Here is a 24906-nt window from a genome sequence, read left to right on the forward strand (position 1 = left end):
CATCGACTGGCACGGTGCCTGGCAGGCCATCGCCCACCATCCGCTGTTCGGCGTCGGCCTGACGCTGGCGGCCTACCAGCTGTCCATCTTCCTCTACGAGAAGACCCGGCTGATGTTCCTGCAGCCGGTGCTGGTGTCCATGGCCCTGGTGATCGCGGTGCTGGTGCCCCTGGGCATCGGCTACGAGGAGTACCGCCAGAGCACCACGCTGCTGGCCTTGCTGCTGGGCCCGGCCACCGTGGCCCTGGCGGTGCCGCTGTTCCTCAACCTCAAGCGCATCCGCCAGTTGTTCTGGCCGACGCTGATCACCCTGTTCATCGGCGGCCTGGTTGCTACGGTTATGGGCGTGGGCCTGGCCTGGGCCTTCGGTGCCGAGCACATGATGCTGATGACCATGGCGCCGAAGTCGGTGACTTCGCCCATCGCCATGCTGGTGGCCGAGCAGATCGGCGGCGTGGCGGCGCTGGCAGCGGTGTTCGTGCTGATCACCGGCGTCATCGGCGCCACCCTCGGCCCGGAGCTGCTGCGCCGCATCGGCGTGCGTCACCCGGCGGCCCAGGGCATGGCGCTGGGCATCACCGCCCACGCCGTGGGCACCGCCCGGGCGTTGCAGGAAGGCGAGGAGTGTGGCGCCTTCGCGGCGCTGGCGATGAGTTTGATGGGTGTGGCCACCGCGGTGCTGTTGCCGCTGGCCGTTGCGATGGTCGTTTGAGGTCGTGTCGATGAATCTGCCGCTGTTTCCGCTCAATACCGTGCTCTTCCCCGGCTGCTCGCTCGACCTGCAGCTGTTCGAGGCGCGCTACCTGGACATGATCGGCCGCTGCATGAAGCAGGGCACCGGCTTCGGCGTGGTCTGCATCCTCGAGGGCGAGGAGGTGGGCGACGCGGCCAGCCGTTTCTCCGGCATGGGCTGCGAGGCGGTGATCCGCGACTTCAAGCAGTTGCCCAACAGCCTGCTGGGGATCCGCGTGGAAGGCGGGCGGCGCTTCAAGGTGACCCGCGCCGAGGTGCTGCCCGACCAGTTGACGGTCGCCGATATCGAGTGGCTAGACGAGGCCGAGGAGCGCCCGCTGCAACCCGAACACGCCGACCTCGCCGCGCTGCTCAATGCCCTGGCCGAGCACCCGCTGGTGCAGGGGCTGGGCATGGGCGGCCTGGCCAATGGGCAGCAGGAGCTGGCCAACCAGCTGGCCTACCTGCTGCCGTTCTCGCTCAAGGAAAAGCTCGAACTGCTGGCGCTGGGCGATCCCGAGCAGCGTCTGGGCCACCTGCAAGGCCTGCTGGACAGGCTGCAGGGCGACATGATCGCCTGAGGCGCCTGCTTCTCCCTTCCCGGGCTGACGCCCGGGCTACCGGCTCCCGGTCACTTGTAGCGGTACATGGCGAAGGCCTCGGGCAACGCCCAGGTGGCCACGCCGCCGAGCAGGGCGATACAGGCCGGGAGCACCAGCCACCAGACCCGCGCGCTCATCGCCGGCATCGGCTCGTCACGCTGCAGGATGGCCAGCCAGGCCGCGCAGATGCAGCCGGCCAGCAGGGCGCCGGCGAGGATGTCGGTGGGCCAGTGCACCCCCAGGTAGACCCGTGACAGGGCGATGGCCAGCGCCGGCAGGCAGGCCAGCAGCAGCCAGGTCAGGCGCATGCGTGCGGGCTGCGAACGGCCGGCCAGCACGCCCAGCACCAGGAAGAAGGCGAAGGCCGCCGAGCTGTGGCCGCTGGGGAAGCTGAAGGTGCTCAGGGGCTCGGCCAGCACCTCCGGCCGGGCGCGGGCGAACAGCTGCTTCAGGCCGCCATTGGCCAGCGCCGTGCACACCAGGGTGGCGCCGGCGAACACCGCGTGGCGCCATTGCCGGGCGACCAGCAGCAGCGAGGTGAGCAGGGCGCCGGCGAACAGCTGGGTGCGGAAGTCGCCGAGGCGGGTGACCAGCACCATGAAGCTGTCGAGGGTGTCGTTGCGCTGCTCCTGCACCAGCGCCATCAGGCCCTGGTCGAAGTCGTGCAGGTAGGACCAGCCGAAGAACAGCCCCGCCAGCAGCGCCAGGCTGAGGCCGGCGGCCAGGGGCGTCGCCCAGCGCTTCTCGCGCAGGCTGCCCTGGAGGATCAGCGCCAGCATCGCCAGCACGGCGACCACCACCACACCGGCTTCCTTCCAGAACCCCTCCGGCAAGGGCAGGCGGAAGGCCGCGCCCGTGGCCCAGCCGGGCAGCAGGTAGGCCACCGACCAGCCGGCCGCAGCGAGCATGCTCACGGCAATGAAGCGCGGCAGCGGCATGTCGAGCATGCCGGCCACCATGGGCAGCATCGGCCGCAGCGGGCCGATGTAGCGACCCACCAGCAGGCTGGCGACGCCGTAGCGGTTGAAGTAGTTCTCCGCCCCGGCCAGCCATTCCGGGTGGTGGCGCAGGCCCGGCAAGCGGCGGATGTTCTGGTGGAAGCGCCGGCCCAGCCCATAGGAGATGGCATCCCCCAGCAGGCCGCCGAAGTAGCCCAGCAGCAGGGTTTCCCAAAGCCCCAGCGCACCGCTGCCGGCCATCACGGCGACGGCGAACAGCAGCACGGTGCCGGGCACGATGATGCCGGCGATGGCCAGGCATTCGACGCAGGCGATGATGAAGATGGCCAGGCCGAGCCACTGCGGGTGGGCGCCGAGCCAGGTGGTGAGGGCGTCGAGCCATTCGCTCATGGGGTCGTTCCTTCGATCAGGTGATAGTGCTGCCCTTCGACCTGCCCACGGCGCAAAGGGTTGCGTGTGCAGTGCCGTGCATAGTCGGCGTCGACGAAGCGGTAGAGCAGGTGCTCGTCGCGGCCGTGGGGAATGCCCAGGCGGGTGGTCTGGATGATCTGTGTCGGCCGCTCGCCGACGTCTTCGACGAACAGCCGCGCGGGGTCGAAACGCTGCGCATCCCATTCCTTCACGCGCAGGCCCATGGCCTTGCACAGCAGGGTCTGGCCGGCGCAGAGGCGTTCGGGCGGGCGCGGGATACCGTTGGCGTCGGGGTTGTTGAGCTGCATGGCGGTCAGTGCTTCGGGGCCGGAGATCGCGTCCACCCAGGGGTGGCCGGACTTGATCAGCACGGCGTTGCCGGGCCCCTGGGCGCTGAAATTGAGCGAGTCGCCGCCGCGCGCGTAGTACATATAGATGTGGCCGCCATCGAGGAACAGCGCCCGGCGCTTCTCGGTGTAGCCGAGGGAGGCGTGGCTGCCCTTCTCGGCGCAGTAATAGGCCTCGGTCTCGATGATGCGCGCCGACAGCCAGTGCTCGCCGACCCGGTGGCGGATGACCTTACCAAGCAGTTCACGGGCCAGCAGTTGTGCGTCGCGGTCGAAGAAGGCATCGCCCAGGGCGCGGTCTTGCGGCCAGGGCAAACTTAGGATGGGAACGGTGGGCATGGGCTGTCTTGGCTATCCGCAGCGGCTTAGGCTGGCGATTATACGTAAGCCTCGACGGCCGGCAGCTGAACGGCTGGATGGGAAACACCGAGAAAAACAATAAAGAGTCCTGCCATGTCCAGAACCGCCCGGGCCGACAGCGCCCACATCACGCCCAGCGCGCACTACACCGGTTATGTCTGGTACCGCCATCACCTGGCCGACCCGGCGTTCGCCACCTCCCTCGGGCGCTGGGTGCACGGCCTGCTCAGCCCCATCACCTGGGGCGCGCGGGTGGGCTTCGGCCTGGATATCGAGAACTTCCTGCTGCAACGCCACCTGCTGATCGACGCCCGGCTCGACGCTGCCATCGCCAGTGGCACAACCCAGGTGGTGGAGATCGCCTGCGGGCTGTCGCCCCGGGGCCGGCGCTTCTGCGAGCGCTACCCGGAGCTGCGCTACCTAGAGGCCGACCTGCCGCCCATGGCCGCGCGCAAGCGCCTGCTGCTGCACGGCGAGGGCTGGCTCAACAGCCGCCACCAGGTGCGCGCCGTGGACATCCTCGCGGGCGAGGGCGGGCAGGGGCTGGATGCATTGTTCGCCGGGCTGGACCGCCACCGGCCGGTGGTGGTGATCACCGAGGGGTTGGTCAATTACTTCGAGCTGCCGGTGATCGAGGGCTTCTGGCAGCGCCTGGCCGATCAGTTGCGCGCCTTCCCCTCGGCCACCTACCTCACCGACCTCTACCCGGACCTGCGCGAGCACCCGCGCTACCGCCAGGTGCGCTGGGGCGTCGACCTGGTCGGCCGCTTCACTCGCGGCAACTACCCGCTGCACTACCGCGACGGGGCGGCCATCGTCGACGGTTTCAATCGCTGTGGCTTCCCTCGGGTGCAGGTGCTGGACCCGCAGGTGGATGGCGCCGACCTGGGCTTGAGCATGGGGCGGTGGCCGACTCTGGTCCGCGTCGTCGAAGCTTCTATATGAAACGTGGCAAGCGGCAAGCGGCAAGCCACAAGTTACAAGCCAGAAGCCAGAAGCCAGAAGCGAGAAGCGAGAAGCGAGAAGCGAGAAGCCAAAAGCTTCAAGAAAACTCCTGGCTTCCAGCTTCCAGCTTCCAGCTTCCAGCTTTCAGGCCGCTGCCGCCGCCATTTGCCAGGGTCCGACCTGGGCGGCGAGGGCGGTGCTGGCCTGGGCATCGACATGGGTGAACACCAGCGACAGCGTGTCGCCCTGGCGGCGCAGGGGCAGCAGCTCCAGCGCTGGCAGGTCGCCGGCGCGCAGGCTCCAGCCCCGGGTGGGGAGGGTGGCCGGCAGATTGCCGTGGAGCAGGCCGCCGAAGAAGCCCAGCTCGCTCACTTCCACGCTTAGCTCTCCCAGTTCCGGGTGGAACAGGTGGCCGTTGCGGTCGAGCGGGGCGAGGCGGGGTTCCTGGCGCTTCTCCAGGTTGCCGAGCATGCCCCGCGCCAGGCGCGTGGCGCCGGGGGCCTGCTGTGGCAGTGGGTTGCCCTTGAAGAAGGGCACGTAGAGGCGCGAGCAGGCGTCGCGGCGTTCGAACTGGGCCAGGTGATCGCCGTTCTCGATCAGTGCGCAGTCGGCATCGTCGCAGGCGGCGGCGAACAGCGCGTGTTCCCAGGGCTGGGTGAAGTGGTCGTATTCGCCGGCCAGCACCAGGGTCGGGCAGCGCGGGTGCTGGGCGAAGCCGCCGAAATCCAGCAGGCGCCGGCTGTTCTGCCGATAGCGCTCCTGCTCCACCGGCGACAGGCGCTGCAGCTGGCGCAGCATGGCCTTGCGGAAGCCCGGGGTGATGCCGGTGGCGTCCAGGCGCAGCGGGTTGATCAGGCCGATCAGCACGCCCTGGGCGAAGGCCGCGAGGTTGCCTTCGGCAAGCATCAGCAGGCCTTCCTCCAGCAACGCGCGGGCGCCGTCGCGACCGAAGGCGGTGATGCCGGCCAGCAGCAGGCGCTCGCAGCGTTGCGGGTGGCGGCTGGCGAACAGCGCCGCCAGGGCCGAACCGTAGGAGAGCCCGATGGGCATCAGCGGGGGCAGCGCCAGTTCCTCGGCGAAGTCGGCGATCAGGTCGGCCAGTTGCTCCAGCCCCAGCTCGGGGGCCAGTTGCAGGTTGCCGCCCTGGCCGGGGAGGTCGAGGAGGATGACCGGGTGCTCGCCGAGCAGCTCCTCCACCTCGGCGGCGAAGGAGCGGAAGCTCTGGAAGGCGCCGCCGAGCATGAGCACCGGCGTTCGTGGGTCGTCTGCCTGGTGGGACCAGGCCTGGTAATGCAGGCACCAGGGGCCGATGTGGAGCCTCTCGGGGGGCGAGGCGAGCAGGTCTGCGCTGTATCCGGTGCGATAGAGCATGGCGATTCTCCGGCGCTCGGGCGCCTTGTTGTTGTTCTCGCCGCGAGTCGGGGCGCGGGGCACGACCTCAAGGTAAACATCGGTGACGATTTTGTTTACCCAACCTTCGGGCGGCAAAAAGCCAGTATTTTTCCGTGGGTGTCACCGTATCCCCTGCAACCGCGGGGGCTGGCGCTTGCGGGTGGGAGGCAGGGAGGGCGCGGAACGGGCTGTTTACCATCCGCCCGGCGCCGCTGGGCGTGGCGGGGCGCGCGGGCTATAATCGCCCACTTTTCCCAACTGCCAGACCGCCGAGACCATGACCGAGTCCGTTCTCGATTACATGACCCGCCTGGGCCGCGCCGCGCGCGCCGCCTCGCGCGTGGCCGCCCGTGCCAGTACCGCGCAGAAGAACCGCGCCCTGCTGGCCGCCGCCGATGCCCTGGACGCCGCCCGTGGCGAGCTGTCCGCCGCCAATGAGCAGGACCTGGCCAACGGTCGGGCCAACGGTCTCGAGCCAGCCATGCTGGATCGCCTGGCGCTGACGCCGGCACGTATCGACGACATGATCGAGGGCCTGCGCCAGGTGGCCACCCTGCCGGACCCGATCGGCGAGATCCGCGACATGCGCTACCTGCCTTCGGGCATCCAGGTGGGCAAGATGCGCGTGCCCCTGGGCGTGATCGGCATCATCTACGAGTCGCGCCCGAACGTGACCATCGATGCGGCCAGCCTGTGCCTGAAGTCCGGCAACGCCACCATCCTGCGGGGCGGTTCCGAAGCCATTCATTCCAACCAGGCCATCGCCCTGTGCATCCAGAAGGGCCTGGCCGACGCCGGCCTGCCGGCCGAGCTGGTGCAGGTGGTCGAGACCACCGACCGCGCTGCCGTGGGCGCGCTGATCAGCATGCCGGAGTTCGTCGACGTCATCGTGCCGCGCGGCGGCAAGGGCCTGATCGAGCGCATCAGCCGTGATGCCAAGGTGCCGGTGATCAAGCACCTGGACGGCATCTGCCACGTCTATATCGACATCGCTGCGGACCTGGACAAGGCGATTCGCGTCGCCGACAACGCCAAGACCCAGCGCTACGCGCCCTGCAACACCATGGAAACGCTGCTGGTGCACGCCGGCATCGCCGAGCGCGTGCTGCCGCCGCTGGCCGCCATCTACCGCGACAAGCAGGTGGAGCTGCGTGGCGACGCCGCCACCCGCGCGCTGCTGGGCAGCGATGTGCTGGAGGCGACCGAGGAAGACTGGCGCACCGAATACAACGCGCCGATCCTGTCGATCCGCATCGTCGCGGGGCTGGATGAGGCCATCGAGCACATCAACGCCTACGGCTCGCAGCACACCGACGCGATCATCACCGAGAACTTCAGCGACGCCCGTCGTTTCCTCACCGAAGTGGATTCCGCCTCGGTGATGGTCAACGCCTCGACGCGCTTCGCCGATGGGTTCGAGTACGGCCTGGGCGCGGAGATCGGCATTTCCACCGACAAGCTGCACGCCCGTGGCCCGGTCGGCCTGGAAGGCCTGACCAGCGAGAAGTACGTGGTCTTCGGTGACGGCCACGTGCGCACCTGATGGGCAAACGCATCGGTCTGTTCGGCGGTACCTTCGATCCTGTGCACATCGGCCACTTGCGTGGTGCGCTGGAGGTCGCCGAACTGATGGGGTTCGACGAGTTGCGTCTGATTCCCAGCGCCAGGCCGCCGCACCGCGAGACGCCGCAGGTTTCTGCGACCGATCGCCTGGAAATGGTCCAGCGTGCGGTGGCCGACCTGCCGCCGTTGCGGGTGGATGACCGCGAACTGAAGCGCGACCGGCCGTCCTGGACCATCGACACCCTGGAGTCCGTGCGGGCCGAGCTGGGCACGGACGACTCGCTTTACCTGCTGCTGGGCTGGGACGCCTTCTGCGGCCTGCCGAGCTGGCACCGCTGGGAGGAGTTGCTGGAGCACTGCCACATCCTGGTGTTGCAGCGCCCGGATGCCGACAGCGAACCACCGGAAGCACTGCGCGACCTGCTGGCGGCGCGCAGTGTCGCCGACCCCCTGGCCCTGGCCGGGCGCGGTGGGCAGATTTCCTTTGTATGGCAGGCACCGCTGGCGGTGTCCGCCACGCAGATCCGCCAATTGCTGGCCACCGGGCGTTCGGTACGATTCCTCGTCCCCGATGCGGTGCTGGCCTATATCCATGAGCACGGCCTGTACCGTGCGACGAGCTGAATGATCGAGGTAGTTGAACCGATGCAAAACGAAGAACTGGTCAAGGTCGCTCTTGCGGCCCTGGAAGACATGAAGGCCCAGGACATCACCACCATCGATGTACGCGGCAAGACCAGCGTCACCGATTTCATGGTGATCGCCAGCGGTACCTCCAGCCGCCACGTCAAGTCGATCGCCGACAACGTGCTGGAGAAGGTCAAGGAACAAGGCGTGCGCCCCCTGGGCAGCGAAGGCCTGGACAGCGGCGAATGGGCCCTGCTGGACCTGGGCGACGTGGTCGTCCACGTGATGCAGGTCGCCACCCGCCAGTTCTATGACCTCGAGCGCCTGTGGCAGGGTGCCGAGCAGAGCCGCGCCCAGCATCCCCAGGAATAACGGAGCGTCGCCTTGCGTCTGCGTCTGATCGCCGTTGGCTCGCGCATGCCCCGCTGGGTGGAGGAGGGTTGGCACGAGTACGCCAAGCGCCTGCCGTCCGAACTCGCCCTCGAACTGGTGGAGATCCCCCTGACCACGCGCGGCAAGAACGCCGACGTGGCGCGGATGATCCGCCAGGAAGGCGAGGCGATGCTGGCCAAGGTGCAACCCGGGGAACGCATCGTCACCCTGGAAGTCGAAGGCCGCGCCTGGAGCACCGAGCAACTGGCGGTGGAGCTGGACCGCTGGCGTCTCGACTCACGCACCGTGAACCTCATGGTCGGTGGCCCGGAAGGGCTGGCCCCCGAGGTTTGCGCGCGCAGTGAGCAACGCTGGTCGTTGTCGCCGCTGACCCTGCCGCACCCGCTGGTGCGGATCCTGGTCGGCGAGCAGATCTACCGTGCCTGGACCGTGCTGTCCGGCCACCCCTATCACAAGTAAGCCGTACCGATGCCGCAGCCGATCCGCCTGAAAGACCACGAGAAGGATGCCCGCCTGGTGCGGCGTCGCGTCGTCGTCGGCGCTGTGGTGGTGCTGCTGCTGACCTGCGTGCTGATCGCCCGCCTTTATTACCTGCAGGTGATCCAGTACGAGTACCACTCGACGCTGTCGGAGAACAACCGCGTCCACGTCCAGCCGATCCCGCCGACCCGTGGCCTGATCTACGACCGCAACGGCCTGATCATCGCCGACAACCGGCCGAGCTTCAGCCTCACGGTGACCCGCGAGCGCGCCGGCGACTGGGAGCAGACCCTGGACGTGATAGTCGAGGCGCTGCAGCTGAGCGCCGATGATCGGGCGCTGTTCGAGAGGCGCATGAAGCAGGGGCGTCGCCCCTTCGAGCCGGTGCCCATCCTCTTCGAACTCTCGGAAGAGCAGATCGCCCGCGTGGCGGTGAACCAGTTCCGCCTGCCGGGCGTGGAAGTGGTGGCGCAACTGGTGCGGCACTACCCCCAGGGCGCGCACTTCGCCCATTCGGTGGGCTATGTCGGGCGCATCAACGAAAAAGAGCTCAAGGAGCTCGACCCGATCAACTACAGCGGCACCCACCATATCGGCAAGACCGGTATCGAGCGCTTCTATGAGGACACGCTGCACGGCGAGGTGGGTTACGAGGAAGTCGAGACCAACGCCCGTGGCCGCGTGCTGCGGGTGCTCAAGCGTACCGACCCGAAGCCGGGCAAGGACCTGGTGCTGACCATCGACACGCGCCTGCAGGAGGCGGCCGAGGCGGCCCTCGCCGGGCGTCGCGGCGCCATCGTGGCGATCGAGCCCTCCAGCGGCGACGTATTGGCGATGGTCAGCCAGCCGAGCTTCGATCCCAACCCCTTCGTCACCGGCATCAGCTTCAAGCAGTACGCCGAGCTGCGCGACTCCATCGACCGGCCGCTGTACAACCGCGTGCTGCGCGGCCTCTACCCGCCGGGCTCGACGGTGAAGCCGATGGTGGCCGTTTCGGGCCTGGACGCTGGCGTGGTGACCCCGGATTCCCGGGTGTTCGACCCCGGCTTCTACCAACTGCCCAACTACGACCACAAGTACCGCAACTGGAACCGCAGCGGCGACGGCTGGGTGAACCTGGAGACCGCGATCATGCGCTCCAATGACACCTACTTCTACGACCTCGCCCATAAGATGGGCATCGACCGCCTGCACACCTATATGAGCCGCTTCGGCTTCGGCCAGAAGGTCGCCCTGGACATGTTCGAGGAAACCACCGGGCTGATGCCGTCCCGCGACTGGAAGCGCGCCCGCTACCGCCAGGCCTGGTACCCGGGCGAGACGCTGATCCTCGGTATCGGCCAGGGCTACATGCAGGCCACGCCCCTGCAGTTGGCCCAGGCCACCTCGCTGATGGCCAGCCGCGGCAAGTGGATCCGCCCGCACCTGGCCAAGACCATCGAAGGCAAGCCGCCGGAAGACCCGAACCCGATGCCGGACATCGCGCTGCGCGATCCCAAGTTCTGGGACTATGGCCGCATCGGCATGGAGCAGGTGGTGCACGGCGCCCGTGGCACCGCGCGCAAGGTCGGCGACGCCTCGGTCTATCGCATCGCCGGCAAGTCCGGTACCGCGCAGGTGGTGGCGATCAAGCAGGGCGAGAAGTACGACCGCTCGAAGGTCCAGGAACGCCATCGCGACCACGCGCTGTTCATCGGCTTCGCTCCCGCCGACAACCCGAAGATCGCCGTGGCGGTGATGGTGGAGAACGGCGAGTCCGGCTCCGGTGTCGCCGCGCCCGTGGTGAAGCAGGTGATGGATGCCTGGCTGCTGGGCCCCGATGGGCAGCTCAAGCCCGAGTTCCAGTCGCCGCAGGCGCCCCTCACCGCCGAGAAGAGCCCGAGCCGATGAACAGCAACTTCGACCGCACCCTGTCCAATGAGGACGTGATGCGCCGCCGCGCCAGCCTGCTGCAGCGTCTGCACATCGATGGCCAGTTGCTCCTGCTTCTGTTGCTGCTGGCCGCCGGCAGCCTGTTCGTCCTTTATTCGGCCAGCGGCAAGCACTGGGACTTGCTGATGAAGCAGGCGTCTTCCTTCGGCCTCGGCCTGGTGGCGATGGTGGTGATCGCCCAGTTCGAACCCCGCTTCCTCGCCCGCTGGGTGCCCCTTGGCTATGTCGGTGGCGTGGCGCTGCTGATAGTGGTGGACATCATGGGCCACAACGCCATGGGCGCGACGCGCTGGATCAACATCCCCGGGGTGATCCGCTTCCAGCCCGCCGAGTTCATGAAGATCCTGATGCCGGCGACCATCGCCTGGTACCTGTCCAAACGCACTTTGCCACCCAAGCTGAAGCACGTTGTGGTGAGCCTGGCGCTGATCGTGGTGCCCTTCATCCTGGTGGTGCGCCAGCCGGACCTCGGCACCGCGCTGCTGATCCTCGCCTCGGGCGCCTTCGTGCTGTTCATGGCCGGGCTGCAGTGGCGCTGGATACTCGGCGCGGTCACGGCGGTGGTGCCGATCGCGGTGGGGATGTGGTTCTTCGTCATGCACGACTACCAGAAACAGCGCGTGCTGACCTTTCTCGACCCGGAGAGCGACCCGCTCGGCACCGGCTGGAACATCATCCAGTCGAAGGCGGCGATCGGTTCGGGTGGGGTGTTCGGCAAGGGCTGGCTGCTGGGCACCCAGTCGCACCTGGATTTTTTGCCCGAAAGCCACACGGACTTTATCATTGCCGTCCTCGGCGAAGAGTTCGGCCTGGTCGGCGTGTGCATCCTGCTGCTGGTCTACATGCTGCTGATCGGTCGCGGCCTGGTCATCACCGCCCAGGCGCAGACCCTGTTCGGCAAGCTGCTGGCGGGCAGCCTGACCATGACCTTCTTCGTTTATGTGTTCGTCAACATCGGCATGGTCAGCGGCCTGCTGCCGGTGGTTGGAGTGCCTCTTCCCTTCATCAGCTATGGCGGAACTTCGCTGGTTACGCTGCTGTCAGGGTTTGGGGTTTTGATGGCCATCCATACCCATCGCAAGTGGATCGCCCAGGTTTGATACGAGTGAATAATTTGAAAATACTGCGCAACTGGATGATGCGAGGGGCCCTGGGAGTGGGCTTCTGCGGCGTGCTGGGTGCAGCCGCCCCCGCATTGGCGGGCGACTATGAAGGAAGCCCCCAGGTCGCCGAGTTCGTTGCGGAGATGACCCGCGACTATGGTTTCGCCGGGGAGCAACTGGTCAGCCTGTTCCGGGAGGTCGAGCGCAAGCAGGCGATCCTCGATGCCATCTCGCGGCCGGCTGAACGGGTCAAGCCGTGGAAGGAATACCGGCCGATCTTCATCACCGATGCCCGCATCCAGAAAGGCGTGGATTTCTGGAACAAGCACGCCGACGCCTTGGCCCGTGCCGAGAAAGAGTACGGCGTGCCCGCCCAGGTGATAGTCGCCATCATCGGCGTCGAGACCTTCTATGGCGGCAACACCGGCAGCTACCGGGTGATCGATGCGCTATCCACTCTGGGCTTCGACTACCCGCCGCGTGCCGACTTCTTCCGCAAGCAGCTCAAGGAGTTCCTCCTGCTGGCGCGCGAAGAGCAGGTCGACCCGCTCACCCTCAAAGGCTCCTACGCCGGCGCCATGGGCCTGCCGCAGTTCATGCCGGGCAGCTTCCGCGCCTACGCGGTGGACTTCGACGGTGATGGCCACATCGATATCTGGAACAACCCGGTGGATGCCATCGGCAGCGTGGCCAGCTACTTCAAGCGCCATGGCTGGGTAGCCGGCGAGCCGGTAGTGAGCCGCGCCCAGGTGCGTGGCGAGAATGCCGAACAGGGCCTCACCGAAGGCCTGGACCCGGTGAAGAATGTCGGCGAACTGCGTGCCCTGGGCTGGGCAAGCGGTGACGCCTTGCGCGATGATCTCCCCGTCACGGCCTTCCGACTGGATGGCGTCGACGGCATGGAGTATTGGATGGGCCTGCCCAACTTCTACGTGATCACCCGCTACAATCGCAGCGTGATGTATTCCATGGCGGTGCATCAGCTTTCAGAATCCTTGGTCAATGCACGGGGCGGGCGTTAACAGATGCAGCCAATGCCTATAAGAATCGCTGCTTACGGTGTCCTGGCGCTGATGCTCGCCAGTTGCTCCAGCAGCCGTACCCCGCAGCCGGTACAGCAGGGCGGAAATATTTCCGGCCCCGGCGACTATTCGCGCCCTCACCGTGACGGCGCTCCCTGGTGGGACGTGGACGTATCACGGATTCCCGATGCCGTGCCCATGCCGCACTACGGCTCGTACAAGGCCAACCCCTATACGGTGCTCGGCAAGACCTACTACCCGATGAGCGATGCGCGCCGCTACCAGGCCACCGGCACCGCCTCCTGGTACGGCACCAAGTTCCACGGCCAGGCCACTGCCAACGGCGAGGCCTACGACCTCTACGGCATGACCGCCGCGCACAAGACCCTGCCGCTGCCGAGCTACGTCAAGGTGACCAACCTGGACAACGGCCGCACCGTGATCCTGCGGGTCAACGACCGTGGCCCGTTCTACTCCGACCGCATCATCGACCTGTCCTTCGCTGCCGCGAAGAAGCTCGGCTATGCCGAGAGCGGCACCGCGCGGGTCAAGGTGGAGGGCATCGATCCCAACGAGTGGTGGGCTGCCCAGGGCCGCCCGGTGCCCATGGTGCTGGCACAGCCGCAGCAGGTGGCCAAGGCGCAGCCGGCGCCGAGTGTCGCGCAGGTTGCCTCCGCCCCCGTTGAGCAGTACACCCCGCCGCCCGCGCAGCACGCAGCCGCCGTGCTGCCCGTGCAGATCGACGCAAAAAAAAAACGGTTCACTCGGAGCATCTGGCCTGTATCTCCAGGTGGGCGCCTTCGCCAATCCGGACGCTGCGGAGCTCCTCAAGGACAAGCTGAGCGGGATGGTGAGTGCCCCGGTATTCATCAGCTCGGTCGTGCGCAATCAGCAGATCCTGCACCGGGTACGCCTGGGGCCGATCGACACGCAGGGTGAAGCACAGCAATTGCAGGACAGCGTACGCCTGGCCAACCTCGGCCAGCCGACCCTGGTGAAGCCGGACTGACGGCTTCGTTCTTTGCCCGCAAGGGCCTGTTAGACCATTAGCAACTTCAGAGAGACGGATGAACATCATCAGCTTTGCGAAACGCCTTCTACTGCCAGCAGCCCTGCTCATCGCCGCGCCGGTCGCCCTGGCCGCCGAGCAGATCGTCCCATCGCCGCCGCAACTGGCTGCCAAAGCCTATGTGCTGATGGATGCCGCCAGTGGCCAGGTCCTGGTCGAGAACGCCGGTGACGAGCGCCTGCCGCCCGCCAGCCTGACCAAGCTGATGACCGCGTACATCGCCACCCTGGAAATCCGCAAGGGCCAGATCGGCGAGAACGACCCGGTGACCATCAGCGAGCACGCCTGGCGCACCGGCGGTTCGCGCATGTTCGTGCAGGTGAACACCCAGGTGTCCCTGAGCGACCTGCTGCACGGCATCATCATCCAGTCCGGCAACGACGCCAGCGTCGCGGTGGCCGAGCACATCGCCGGCAGCGAAGACGCTTTCGCCGACATGATGAACACCACCGCCGAGAAGCTCGGCATGGTCGGCAGCCACTTCATGAACGCCACCGGCCTGCCCAACCCGGAGCACTACTCCACCGCGCACGACATGGCCCGCCTGGCCCGCGCGATCATCTACGAGGACCCGGCGCACTACGCCATCTACTCGCAGAAGGAGTTCTTCTGGAACAACATCAAGCAGCCCAACCGCAACCTGCTGCTGTGGCGCGACAAGACCGTCGACGGCCTGAAGACCGGCCACACCGAGGAAGCCGGCTTCTGCCTGGTGGCCTCCGCCGTGCGTGACAACCAGCGTCTGATCGCCGTGGTGTTCGGCACCAACAGCGAGCAGGCCCGTGCCGCCGAGACCCAGAAGCTGCTGACCTACGGTTTCCGCTTCTTCGAAACCAAGACCTTCTATCAGAAGGGTGCCGAGCTGGCGAAAGCCCAGGTATGGAAGGGCGCTTCCCGCGAAGTGAAGGCCGGCCTGGCCAGCGACCTGACCATGACCCTGCCGAAAGGCCAGCTGCAGAAGCTGCAGGCTGCCATGACCCTGTCCCCGCAGCTGGTCGCGCCCATCAAGCAGGGCGATGTGATCGGCAAGGTCGAGGTCAAGCTGGACGACAAGGTGGTGCACAGCGCCGACCTGGTCGCCTTGGAGGCCGTCGAGGAAGGTGGCTTCTTCCGCCGCGTGTGGGATAGCATCCGCCTGTTCTTCTACGGCCTGTTCAACTAAGCCGCACCCACCGACCTACTGAGCCGACGCCTCGCCCCCCACCCGGGTGGCGGGGCGTCCGCATCGCGGGCCACGAGTCCGCCGCCGCCATGACCGACGAAACCGACGAAACCGACGTACAAGCCCCGAAAATCGAATTCCCCTGCGAGCGCTACCCGATCAAGGTGATCGGCGATGCCGGCGAGGGCTTCTCCGACCTGGTCGTCGAGATCGTCCAGCGCCACGCGCCGGACCTCGACGTCACCACCCTGGTGGCACGCGACAGCCGCAATGGCCGCTTCCTCTCCGTGCAGGTGCTGATCACCGCCACCAGCGTCGACCAGTTGCAGGCGATTCACGTCGACCTGCGCGCTACCGGTCGCGTGCACATGGTGCTCTAGTGGCGCCTGAGCTCATCGTGCGTCACCTGGGGTTGGCGGATTACCTGCCGACCCTGGAGGCGATGCGTCGCCTGACCGCCGAGCGCGACGGCAGCACCCCCGATGAAATCTGGCTGCTGCAGCACCCGCGCGTCTTCACCCAGGGGCAGGCCGGCAAGGCCGAGCACCTGCTGGCGCCAGGGGATATCCCGGTGGTCCAGGTGGATCGCGGTGGCCAGGTCACCTACCACGGCCCCGGCCAACTGGTGGGCTACCTGATGCTCGACCTGCGCCGTCTGGGCCTGGGTGTGCGCGAGCTGGTCACGGCCATGGAGCAGAGCCTGGTCGATGTGCTGGCCGGCTACGGCATCGAGGCCGCGCCCAAGGCGGATGCCCCCGGCGTCTATGTCGCGGGCGACAAGATCGCCTCGCTGGGGCTGCGGGTCAGCCGCGGCTGCTCCTTCCATGGCCTGGCACTCAACGTGGACATGGACATGTCGCCCTTCCAGCGCATTAATCCCTGCGGCTACGCCGGGCTGAAGATGGTGCAGCTCCGTGAGCTGCTCGATTCGCCGCCGTCGTTCGACGAGGTGGCGCAGCGGCTGGAGCGCGTCCTGCGCGACCGGCTCTACCCGCGCTAGGCAGATACGAAAAAGGCGCCCGGTGGGCGCCTTTTTTCGAAGTCCTGATTTCCCTTCATCGCACTCCACCCCGGTTTCCCGGGGCGGTCTTCTTGCCGTGCCCGCTCAACCCAGGTTGAGGGTGGGGATGAGGTTGGTATCCAGGGGCTGGCCCGGTACCGGAACCGGTGCGGCGAGGCCCAGGTTGTTCTTCTCGAACACCCGGTCGGCGCGGTAGCTGGAGCGCACCAGCGGGCCGGCGGCGACTTCCATGAAGCCTTTCTCCAGGCCGATGTCGCGGAAGCGGTTGAACTCTTCCGGGCTGACCCAGCGCTGCACCTTCAGGTGGTTGCGGGTGGGTTGCAGGTACTGGCCGAGGGTGAGGATGTCGACGCCGATGGCGCGCATGTCATCCATGGCTTCGATCACTTCTTCGTCGGTCTCGCCCAGGCCCAGCATCAGGCTGGTCTTGGTCAGCAGGCTGGGGCGATGGCGCTTGGCATGCTCCAGCACGCGCAGGGTCTTCTCGTAACCGGCGCGGGGGTCACGCACTTCGTAGGTCAGGCGCTTCACCGTCTCGACGTTCTGCGCGAACACTTCGAGGCCGGAGTCCGCCACACGCTCGATGGCCTGCAGGTCACCGTTGAAGTCGGGGGTGAGGGCTTCCACCACTACGTTCGGGGTGCGCGCTTTGATGGCGCGCACGCAGGCTGCGTAGTGGGCCGCGCCGCCGTCGTCGAGGTCGTCGCGGTCGACGGAGGTCAGCACGATGTAGCGCAGCGCCATCAGCTCCACCGACTTGGCGGTGTTCTGCGGCTCTTCCTTGTCCAGCCAGCCATTGGGGTTGCCGGTGTCCACGGCGCAGAAGCGGCAGGCGCGGGTGCACACCGAGCCCATCAGCATGATGGTGGCGGTGCCGTTGGACCAGCACTCGCCCATGTTCGGGCAGTGGGACTCCTGGCACACGGTGCTCAGGCGGTGTTCGCCGACATTGCGCTTGACCGCGTCGAAGCGGCTGCCACCGGGCGCCTTGACCCGCAGCCACTTGGGCTTGGGCTCGAACACCTGTGGCTCGGCCGAAGAACGGCGCTTCTGGCCATCCTTGATCGCGGTGATGCCCTCGGCGTTACGGAATTTTTCGCCACTGGCGACGGGTTTTGGCGAGGCTGTATCGGACATCTGAACTGGCTCCGCTAGAGGCTCAGCTGGCTGCCACGGGGGCAAAAAAAGGGGGTGGCGCAGTTTATCACAAAGGTGGATACAGACTGGCAGCCACCTGGAGACAAATGACCAGACGGTCAGCCTCGGCCACTGGCCTACCCGCAGGAGAGGCCGGTGGCCGGGCGAAGGCGGGGCTCAGCGTACCTTGCGCAGTTCGCCGAGCAGTTCCTGGTTGGGGTAGCCATCGGCTGGCCAGCCCAGGCGCTGCTGGTAACCACGGATCGCCTTGCGGGTGTTGGCGCCGATGATGCCGTCGGCGGCGCCCGGGCTGTAGCCGTTGCTGGCCAGGGCTTCCTGCAGCTCGATGCGCTCGGTGCGGCTCAGGGGCTTGTCGCCCTTGGGCCAGGTGCCGGCGATCAGCCCCTGGCCGTCGAAGCGCTGGGACAGCAGGCCGATGGCCAGGGCGTAGGACGAGGAGTTGTTGTACTTGAGGATGGCGCGGAAGTTGTCCAGCACCAGGAAGGCCGGGCCGCGATAGCCGGCCGGCAGCAGCAGGTAGCCCCGCTCCTGCGCGAGCGAGGCGGGCAGGGGGATTTGACCCCGAGGGCCTGCCACTCGGCCACTGTCTTGCGGATCTCGGTGTCGGCCTGGGCGTAGTCGAAGCCGGCGGGCAGCCGCACTTCGGCGCCCCAGGGCTTGCCCTTCTGCCAGCCGGAGGCCTGCAGGTAGTGGGAGGTGGAGGCCAGGGCGTCGGCGGTGGAGTTCCAGATATCGCGGCGACCGTCGCCGTCGAAGTCCACGGCGTGGGTGTTGTAGGTGGTGGGGATGAACTGGGTCTGCCCCATGGCGCCGGCCCAGGAGCCACGCATGCCGCCGGGCTTGATGTCGCCGTGCTGGATGATCTGCAGCGCGGCGATCAGTTGGGCGTGGGCGAAGGCCGGGCGGCGGCCTTCGTAGGCCAGGGTGGCGAGGGAGCGGATCACCGATTTGTCGCCCATGAACTGGCCGAAGCTGCTTTCCATGCCCCAGACGGCGACCAGGGTCTGGCGGTCGACGGCGTAGCGTTGCTCGATGGCGTCCAGTATCCGGGCGTGTTCCGCCAGCAGGGCCTGGCCCTTGCGGACGCGGTAGGGCGACATGGCGCCTTCCAGGTATTCCCAGACCGGGCGGGTGAACTCGGGCTGGCTCTGGTCGGCCTTGACCACGGCGGGGTCCGGTTCGACGCCCTGGAAGGCCTGGTCGAAAATGGTGGCGCGGATGCCGGCCGCCAGCGCTTCCTGGCGGAAACGGTCACGCCATTGCTCGAAGGTCTCGTCGGGCAGGACGTCGGGCGCGAGCTGCTGCACGGTGGTTTGTGCGGAGGTGGAGGCGGGCTGGGCGGGCGCGCTGGCCAGGGGGGCGGCGTTGTTCGGGGTGTCGGCGCAGGCGCTGAGGACTGCGAGGGTGGTAGCTACTGCTAGGCTGCGGAGGATCAGGCCGGGTACGGGGGCGAGGAGCATGGGGCGGTCTCGACAGCTGTAAAAACAAGCCGCGACCTTAACACGGATGGCCCTTTTCAGGCGGCCAGAAGCGAAGAAGCCTCCCAGTTACGGGAGGCTTCGCGGCGGTAGCTGCCTTTGCCTTTTGCCGGCTGTTCCTGGCGGCTGCGGAACAGGGGCTGGGCGATGATGCTTTTCGCCTTGTTGGGTTTCTTGCGCTGCTTGGCCATGGCCGACTCTCCACTGGGCGCCTGCGGGGTTGCAGGCGCGCGCATCTTGCGCCCGAGTGCGGGCGATGTCCAGTGTCAGGCGGCGGGGATGGGCAGGCGCTGGCCGGCAAGGCTGAGCGCGAGGTGCGCGAGGCCGATCCAGGGGTCGCCTGCGGCCTGGCCCTTGATCTGCGCGTCGATGCGCTGGGCATCGCTGAGCAGTTGGTTCCAGCGCGAGGCAGGGTGGCGTTGCAGGGCACGACTGACCAGCGGGCGGCGTTTGTCCCAGACCGGCGGGCGGGCGGAGGCGAAGGCCTTTTCCAGTGGTACGCCCTGGCTGTACTGCTGGGCGATACCGGCCAGCTGGCGCAGCTCGCGGGCCAGGGCCCAGAGGATCACCGGGGTTTCCACGCCCTCGCCACGCAGGCCTTCGAGGGTGCGCAGGGTGTGGGCGGCTTCGCCATTGAGTGCGGCATCGATCAGGCCGAAGACGTCGAAGCGGGCGCTGTCGGCAACGGCGGCCTGCACGGTGGCGGCGTCGATCTGGCCGCCTTCGGCGAGCAGCTTGAGCTTTTCGATTTCCTGGGCGGCGGCCAGCAGGTTGCCTTCCACGCGGGCGGCGATCAGGTCCACCGCTTCCTGGTTGGCGGCGAGGCCGGCCTGGGCCAGGCGCTGGCGTATCCATTGCGGCAGCTGGTGGGCGTCCACCGGCCAGATCTGCAGGAACTGGGCGTTGGGGCCGTCGATCAGCGCCTTGGCCCATTTGGTCTTCTGGGTGCTGCCGTCCAGCTTGGGCAGGCTCACCAGCAGCAGGGTGTCTTCCGGCGGGCGCGAGAGGTATTCGAGCAGGGCGGCGGCGCCTTTGTCCCCCGGCTTGCCGTTGGGGATGCGCAGTTCGAGCAGGCGCCTGTCGGCGAACAGCGAGAGGCTGGCACCGGCCTCATGCAGTTGGCCCCAGTCGAAGCTGGTCTCGACGTTGAAGACCTGGCGCTCGTTGAAGTCGCGCTCGCGGCAGGCCATGCGGATGGCGTCGCAGGCTTCCTGGCACAGCAGCGGCTCGTCGCCACTGACGACGTAGACAGGGGCGAGGGTGCCTTGCAGGTGCTTGCTGAGTTGGGCGGCGTTGAGCTTCATGGGCGGGAAATGACCGGGGCCGCAGTAGCGGCCCCGTGCACCTTACTGGATGGGCAGTTGCAGCGGAGACTGCTGCGGCTTGGCCTCGTCGGCGCGGCGCTCGGCCTCCAGGGCTTCGGCTTCCGCCTTGGCCTTGGCTTCGGCTTCTGCCTGCAGCTGGTCCAGACGCTCGGGGGTGATCAGCTGCAGGCGCATGGCCAGTTGCTGCACCACTTCGCGGCGCATTTCCTCACGCAGCTGGGTGGACTCCTGGGAGGAGCCGATCAGGTTGTTGCTGTCGTGGGTGTAGTAGCGCTGCACGTCCATGCGGTCGCTGAGCAGCAGCAGGTCGTTGTTGCCGCGGATCTCGTAGTCGACGGTGTAGCTCATCTCGTACTCGGCGCTGCGCGCGGAGCCGGTGTAGGTGGCGGTGCGCTGGTCTTCCTTCTCGCGGGAAAGGACCAGGGTGTAGGGCGCGCCGGCGTGGACGTTGACGTTGCTGTTCTCCAGCAGCTCGCGTACCTGCTTCACGGTCTCGCCGTAGGTGTTGCGGCCGGTGACGTCGATTTCCTTCAGGGCGAACCGGGTGTCGCCGGTACCGCGCAGCTGAAAGCCGCAGGCACTGAGCATCACGGCCAGACCCACGACCAGCAGATTCCGTTTCTTCATCTTTGTTTTCCCCTTGGCGAACGTACCGGGGCCGCGCTCCACACGCGGCCCCGGGCTCAATCAGTTGGCGACTATGTTGACCAGCTTGCCCGGCACCACGATGACCTTGCGGATCGTCAGGCCCTCGGTGAAGCGCAGCACGTTCTCGTTTTCCCGCGCGGTGGCCTCGACGGCCTCGCGGCTGGCGTCGGCCGGTACTTCGATCTGGCCGCGCAGCTTGCCGTTGACCTGGACCACCAGTTGCAGGGTGTCCTGCACCAGGGCGCTTTCGTCGACCTTCGGCCAGGTGGCATCGATGATCGCGTCGGCGTGGCCCAGTTCGCGCCACAGTTCATGGCTGATGTGCGGGGTGATGGGGGCCAGCAGCAGGGCGACGGTTTCCAGGCCTTCCTGCAGCAGGGCGCGGTCCTGGGCTGTTTCCTGGGCGGCTTTCTCGAGCACGTTCATCAGGGTCATCACGGCAGCGATGGCGGTGTTGAACTTGTGGTGCTGGCCGACATCCTGGCTGGCCTGCTTGATGGCCAGGTGGATGGCACGGCGTACTTCTTTCTGCGTGTCGCTCAGGGCGGCGGCGTCGAGGCTGCCCGGCAGGCCGGCGTTGACGTGGGCCTGGCCCAGGCGCCAGACGCGGCGCAGGAAGCGGCTCGCACCTTCGACACCGGAGTCGGACCATTCCAGGCTCATGTCCGGCGGCGAGGCGAACATCATGAACAGGCGGCAGGTGTCGGCACCGTAGGCGTCGATCATGGCTTGCGGGTCCACGCCGTTGTTCTTCGACTTGGACATCTTCTCGGTGCCGCCGATTTCCACCGGCAGGCCGTCGGTCTTCAGGCGGGCGCCGATGACCTTGGCCTTGGCGTCACGCTCGACTTCGACGTCGGCCGGGTTGAACCAGTCCTTGCCGCCGTTCTCGGTGGTGCGGTAGTAGGTGTCGGCGATCACCATGCCCTGGGTGAGCAGGTTCTTGAACGGTTCGTTGGAGCTGACCAGGCCTTCGTCACGCATCAGCTTGTGGAAGAAGCGCGCGTAGAGCAGGTGCAGGATGGCGTGTTCGATACCGCCGATGTACTGGTCTACCGGCAGCCAGTGGTTGGCGGCGGCCGGGTCGACCATGCCCTTGTCGTAGTGGGGCGAGGCGTAGCGGGCGAAGTACCAGGAGCTTTCCACGAAGGTGTCCATGGTGTCGGTTTCGCGCTTGGCCGCGGTGCCGCATTTCGGGCAGCTGCACTCATAGAACTCGGGCATCTTGGCCAGCGGCGAACCGGCGCCGTCCGGCACCACGTCCTCGGGCAGGACGACGGGCAGCTGGTCCTCGGGGACCGGCACGTCGCCGCAGCTCGGGCAATGGATGATCGGGATCGGGCAGCCCCAGTAGCGCTGGCGGCTGATACCCCAGTCGCGCAGGCGGAACTGAGTGCGCGCCTGGCCAAGGGATTTCTTCTGCAGGGCCACTTCGATGGCGTCGAAGGCACCGGGGAAGTCCAGGCCGTCGAACTCGCCGGAGTTGATCAGCTGGCCATGCTCGCCATAGGCGGGCTGCCACGGGGCCGGGGTCTCGTCGCCCGCGCTGGTGCGCACCACGGCTTTCACCGGCAGGGCGTACTTGGCGGCGAACTCGTAGTCGCGCTCGTCGTGGGCGGGCACGGCCATCACCGCGCCTTCGCCGTAGTTCATCAGGACGTAGTTGGCGACCCACACCGGCAGCTTCTCGCCGGTCAGCGGGTGCTCGACGAACAGGCCGGTCGGCAGGCCTTTCTTTTCCTGGGTGGCGATGTCGGCTTCGGCGACGCCGCCACGCTTGCATTCATCGATGAAGGCCTGCAGCTCGGAAGCCTTGTCGGCCGGCAGCTTCTGCAGGGCGATGGCGGCCAGCGGGTGCTCGGCGGCCACGGCCACGTAGGTGGCCCCCATCAGGGTGTCCGGGCGGGTGGTGAAGACCTTCATTACCCCGGCCTGGCCGATGCTGGCCGCGTCGTAGGGGAAGCTCACTTCCATGCCGCGGGACTTGCCGATCCAGTTGCGCTGCATGGTCTTGACCTGCTCGGGCCAGCCATCCAGGTCGTCCAGGCTGCTCAGCAGCTCATCGGCGTAAGCGGTGATCTTGAAGTAGTACATCGGGATTTCGCGCTTCTCGATCAGCGCGCCCGAACGCCAGCCACGGCCGTCGATGACCTGCTCGTTGGCCAGTACGGTCTGGTCCACCGGGTCCCAGTTGACGGTGCCGTTCTTGCGGTAGATGACGCCTTTCTCGAACAGGCGGGTGAACAGCCACTGTTCCCAGCGGTAGTAATCCGGCTTGCAGGTGGTGACCTCGCGGGACCAGTCGATCGCCAGGCCCAGGCTTTTCAGCTGGGTCTTCATGTAGTCGATGTTTTCGTAGGTCCACTTGGCAGGGGCGACGTTGTTCTTCATCGCGGCGTTTTCCGCCGGCATGCCGAAGGCGTCCCAACCCATGGGCTGCAGGACGTTCTTGCCCTGCATGCGCTGGTAGCGGGCGATCACGTCGCCGATGGTGTAGTTGCGCACGTGCCCCATGTGTAGCTTGCCGCTCGGGTAGGGGAACATCGACAGGCAATAGAAGGTGTCCTTGCCGGGCTGTTCGCTGACTACAAAGGATTTCTGCGAATCCCAGTGGGATTGCGCGGCGGCTTCGATTTCGCGGGGCTGGTAGTTTTCGTGCATGGCTACTTGCGCTGAGAAAAGGGCATTCAGATCCGCTGCTGTCCCGGATTCGGTAGGCCTGATCTGAAAAGGAAATTCGAGCGCCGTAGCATACATGACCCCCCTCGGCTGAGGGAAACCCTGATTGTCCGCCGCCCGGGCACGGCCCACCGTTTGTCGCGGCAGCCTGCCGGTTCGACACCTGGCGCTAAGCTATTCATTAGCTTTGTAAAAGTCGGATGCGGTAACGAGGTGGTGGTAGATGGGCGATTTGCGGCGGGCGGAATCGGCGGGCGGGCTCTACGAGCGATTGCTGCATCGCCTGGCGCTCGCCCTGGATGAAGCCGACACCGCCGTCCGCCTGCGTGACGAACACCCCCGCGAGCTGGAGCTCAAGGGACTGACCCCCGCCGAGCTCGAACTGATCCGCGCCTACCTCGACAACGACCTGCACTGGCTGCGTGGATGGCACGCGGCCGCCGAAGAGCTGGCGTTGATCGAGCAGCAGCCGGCCAAATCCAAGGTCACTCGCACCGCCGCCAAGGCGCCCGCGCCCTCGCCACGTGTCGCCAAACCCCTGTTCAAACGGCGCCAGCAACTGGTTTGCGCACTTTGCGGCGCGGCTGCCAGCTGGCAGCGTGGCCAGGGTGTGCAGGCCTGCCCCACCTGCGGTTCGCAGCTTTTCCGTACCGGTAATCCCCGTTAGGCTTCGCGCACCTTTGGAGGTGCTCGATGCCCATTCGCTATTTCTTCAAACAATTGCTGCTGCCGCCTGGTGGCCTGTTGCTGCTTCTGCTGGCCGGCTGGTGGCTGCGTCGACGCAGCCCGCGCCTGGCGCTGTGCTGCTTCGTGCTGGGCTTCGGCGGCTTATGGGCGATGAGCCTGCCGGTGGTGGTCGAGTGGTCGGCACGGGCACTGGAGACCGAAGCGCCCTTGACCCGGGATGAGTGGAGCGGCCTGGCCGGGCGTGCCCAGGCCATCGTTGTGCTCGGTGCCGGGCGCATGCGTGGCGACCCCGCCTGGGGCGAAGACCAGCCCAGCCTCCTGGCCATGGAGCGGGTGCGCTATGCAGCGTTCCTGGCCAAGGCCAGCGGTCTGCCGGTGCTGACCTCCGGCGGCCTGCACTACGGCACCCCGCCCAGCGAGGCGGCGATCATGGCCTGGACCCTGGAGCAGGAGCTCGGCGTGCCCGTGCGCTGGCAGGATGGGACCAGCCGCACCACCTGGGAAAATGCCGTGGAAAGCGCGCGCATCCTCAAGGCCGAGGGTATCGACAAGGTCGTATTGGTGACCCAGGCCTTCCATATGCAACGGGCGCGCTGGTGCTTCGAGCAGGTGGGGCTGGAGGTGGTGACGGCGCCCATGGGCGCCTACGGGGTGCCGGTCTCGCAACCCTTCGGCGGCTGGCTGCCGGAAGCGCCGGCGGTGTGGAGGAGCGGCATGCTGCTCAACGAGTGGATCGGGCTGATCGCCTATCCGCTGGTCTATCGCTGATCCTCCGTGCGTCCCGGGCTGAAGCCCGGGCTACGGTGGCGCC

General features: G+C 67.1%; 23 protein-coding genes and 2 pseudogenes. 16 read left to right on the plus strand and 9 right to left on the minus strand.

The genetic code is table 11. From position 1 onward, the window contains the following. Position 1 precedes the first annotated feature (1 nt). Together PSm6_RS14550 and PSm6_RS14555 are read left to right on the plus strand one after the other, a co-directional pair. Positions 2 to 712, plus strand: coding sequence for an LrgB family protein (locus PSm6_RS14550; protein ID WP_265170529.1), 711 nt, complete (start codon positions 2 to 4; stop codon positions 710 to 712). 10 nt (positions 713 to 722) lie between these two features. Beyond that, positions 723 to 1313, plus strand: coding sequence for an LON peptidase substrate-binding domain-containing protein (locus PSm6_RS14555; protein ID WP_043245938.1), 591 nt, complete (start codon positions 723 to 725; stop codon positions 1311 to 1313). 50 nt (positions 1314 to 1363) lie between these two features. Here the strand turns inward: PSm6_RS14555 and PSm6_RS14560 are convergent, their stop codons facing one another. Continuing rightward, a complete protein-coding gene (locus tag PSm6_RS14560; protein ID WP_021221497.1) occupies positions 1364 to 2683 on the minus strand; it encodes a bifunctional DedA family/phosphatase PAP2 family protein in 1320 nt (439 codons plus the stop codon). Continuing rightward, positions 2680 to 3390 carry a DNA-3-methyladenine glycosylase gene (locus PSm6_RS14565; RefSeq protein WP_043245939.1) on the minus strand — a complete coding sequence of 237 codons (711 nt, stop codon included), beginning with the start codon at positions 3388 to 3390 and terminating at the stop codon, positions 2680 to 2682. The genes PSm6_RS14560 and PSm6_RS14565 overlap by 4 nt, the downstream gene beginning before the upstream one ends. Before the next feature lie 114 nt (positions 3391 to 3504). Between PSm6_RS14565 and PSm6_RS14570 the strand changes: the two genes are divergently transcribed. Further along, positions 3505 to 4356 (plus strand): class I SAM-dependent methyltransferase, encoded by an 852-nt coding sequence (locus PSm6_RS14570; protein WP_043245940.1) that lies wholly within the window; start codon positions 3505 to 3507, stop codon positions 4354 to 4356. A 144-nt stretch (positions 4357 to 4500) separates the two neighbouring features. Here the strand turns inward: PSm6_RS14570 and PSm6_RS14575 are convergent, their stop codons facing one another. After that, positions 4501 to 5727, minus strand: coding sequence for an alpha/beta fold hydrolase (locus PSm6_RS14575; RefSeq protein WP_265170443.1), 1227 nt, complete (start codon positions 5725 to 5727; stop codon positions 4501 to 4503). Positions 5728 to 6025: 298 nt separating this feature from the next. On the opposite strand from PSm6_RS14575, the gene PSm6_RS14580 reads away from it, so the two are divergent. The 11 genes and pseudogenes from PSm6_RS14580 (at position 6026) to lipB (ending at position 16099) form a co-directional block, all read left to right on the plus strand. Beyond that, on the plus strand, positions 6026 to 7291 hold the full coding sequence (locus tag PSm6_RS14580) for a glutamate-5-semialdehyde dehydrogenase (RefSeq protein ID WP_021221493.1): 1266 nt from the start codon (positions 6026 to 6028) through the stop codon (positions 7289 to 7291). Beyond that, positions 7291 to 7935, plus strand: coding sequence for a nicotinate-nucleotide adenylyltransferase (gene nadD, locus PSm6_RS14585; RefSeq protein ID WP_021221492.1), 645 nt, complete (start codon positions 7291 to 7293; stop codon positions 7933 to 7935). Before PSm6_RS14580 ends, nadD begins: the two co-directional genes overlap by 1 nt. Positions 7936 to 7956: 21 nt before the next feature. After that, positions 7957 to 8310 carry a ribosome silencing factor gene (rsfS, locus tag PSm6_RS14590; RefSeq protein WP_031288488.1) on the plus strand — a complete coding sequence of 118 codons (354 nt, stop codon included), beginning with the start codon at positions 7957 to 7959 and terminating at the stop codon, positions 8308 to 8310. A 12-nt stretch (positions 8311 to 8322) separates the two neighbouring features. Continuing rightward, complete coding sequence (gene rlmH / locus PSm6_RS14595; RefSeq protein ID WP_021221490.1) at positions 8323 to 8790, plus strand: 23S rRNA (pseudouridine(1915)-N(3))-methyltransferase RlmH; 468 nt, start codon at positions 8323 to 8325, stop codon at positions 8788 to 8790. A gap of 9 nt (positions 8791 to 8799) precedes the next feature. Continuing rightward, entirely contained in the window at positions 8800 to 10701 is a 1902-nt protein-coding gene (mrdA, locus tag PSm6_RS14600) for a penicillin-binding protein 2 (RefSeq protein WP_021221489.1), read from the plus strand. A gap of 38 nt (positions 10702 to 10739) precedes the next feature. After that, positions 10740 to 11843 (plus strand): rod shape-determining protein RodA, encoded by a 1104-nt coding sequence (gene rodA / locus PSm6_RS14605; RefSeq protein WP_169708471.1) that lies wholly within the window; start codon positions 10740 to 10742, stop codon positions 11841 to 11843. A gap of 14 nt (positions 11844 to 11857) precedes the next feature. Further along, a complete protein-coding gene (gene mltB / locus PSm6_RS14610) occupies positions 11858 to 12868 on the plus strand; it encodes a lytic murein transglycosylase B (RefSeq protein WP_031288487.1) in 1011 nt (336 codons plus the stop codon). A 3-nt stretch (positions 12869 to 12871) separates the two neighbouring features. Continuing rightward, a pseudogene (locus PSm6_RS14615) lies at positions 12872 to 13877 on the plus strand (septal ring lytic transglycosylase RlpA family protein). 58 nt (positions 13878 to 13935) lie between these two features. Then, positions 13936 to 15099, plus strand: coding sequence for a D-alanyl-D-alanine carboxypeptidase family protein (locus tag PSm6_RS14620; RefSeq protein WP_021221485.1), 1164 nt, complete (start codon positions 13936 to 13938; stop codon positions 15097 to 15099). An 89-nt stretch (positions 15100 to 15188) separates the two neighbouring features. After that, a complete protein-coding gene (locus PSm6_RS14625) occupies positions 15189 to 15479 on the plus strand; it encodes a DUF493 domain-containing protein (RefSeq protein ID WP_265170444.1) in 291 nt (96 codons plus the stop codon). Continuing rightward, positions 15479 to 16099: a lipoyl(octanoyl) transferase LipB gene (gene lipB, locus PSm6_RS14630; protein ID WP_021221483.1), complete on the plus strand. Its 621-nt coding sequence runs from the start codon at positions 15479 to 15481 to the stop codon at positions 16097 to 16099. Before PSm6_RS14625 ends, lipB begins: the two co-directional genes overlap by 1 nt. Positions 16100 to 16204: 105 nt before the next feature. Here the strand turns inward: lipB and lipA are convergent, their stop codons facing one another. The 6 genes and pseudogenes from lipA to leuS all read right to left on the minus strand — a co-directional run bounded on the left by lipA (position 16205) and on the right by leuS (position 23390). Beyond that, positions 16205 to 17257, minus strand: a complete 1053-nt coding sequence (gene lipA / locus PSm6_RS14635; RefSeq protein WP_265170445.1) for a lipoyl synthase — start codon at positions 17255 to 17257, stop codon at positions 16205 to 16207. 177 nt (positions 17258 to 17434) lie between these two features. Then, positions 17435 to 18738, minus strand: a pseudogene (locus PSm6_RS14640) (lytic murein transglycosylase). A gap of 56 nt (positions 18739 to 18794) precedes the next feature. Then, the gene (gene arfA / locus PSm6_RS14645) at positions 18795 to 18947 is read right to left on the minus strand and encodes an alternative ribosome rescue factor ArfA (protein WP_021221480.1); all 153 of its coding nucleotides are present in this window, start codon (positions 18945 to 18947) and stop codon (positions 18795 to 18797) included. Positions 18948 to 19022: 75 nt separating this feature from the next. Then, positions 19023 to 20060 (minus strand): DNA polymerase III subunit delta, encoded by a 1038-nt coding sequence (gene holA, locus PSm6_RS14650; RefSeq protein ID WP_021221479.1) that lies wholly within the window; start codon positions 20058 to 20060, stop codon positions 19023 to 19025. Positions 20061 to 20102: 42 nt separating this feature from the next. Next, entirely contained in the window at positions 20103 to 20708 is a 606-nt protein-coding gene (locus PSm6_RS14655; RefSeq protein ID WP_021221478.1) for an LPS-assembly lipoprotein LptE, read from the minus strand. 60 nt (positions 20709 to 20768) lie between these two features. Further along, positions 20769 to 23390: a leucine--tRNA ligase gene (gene leuS, locus PSm6_RS14660; protein WP_265170446.1), complete on the minus strand. Its 2622-nt coding sequence runs from the start codon at positions 23388 to 23390 to the stop codon at positions 20769 to 20771. Between the two features lie 241 nt (positions 23391 to 23631). On the opposite strand from leuS, the gene PSm6_RS14665 reads away from it, so the two are divergent. Together PSm6_RS14665 and PSm6_RS14670 are read left to right on the plus strand one after the other, a co-directional pair. Further along, on the plus strand, positions 23632 to 24075 hold the full coding sequence (locus PSm6_RS14665; RefSeq protein ID WP_265170447.1) for a hypothetical protein: 444 nt from the start codon (positions 23632 to 23634) through the stop codon (positions 24073 to 24075). Positions 24076 to 24101: 26 nt separating this feature from the next. Further along, the gene (locus tag PSm6_RS14670) at positions 24102 to 24863 is read left to right on the plus strand and encodes a YdcF family protein (protein WP_265170448.1); all 762 of its coding nucleotides are present in this window, start codon (positions 24102 to 24104) and stop codon (positions 24861 to 24863) included. Positions 24864 to 24906 lie beyond the last annotated feature (43 nt).

This window comes from Pseudomonas solani (assembly GCF_026072635.1).
In the GTDB taxonomy this organism is placed as follows: domain Bacteria; phylum Pseudomonadota; class Gammaproteobacteria; order Pseudomonadales; family Pseudomonadaceae; genus Metapseudomonas; species Metapseudomonas solani.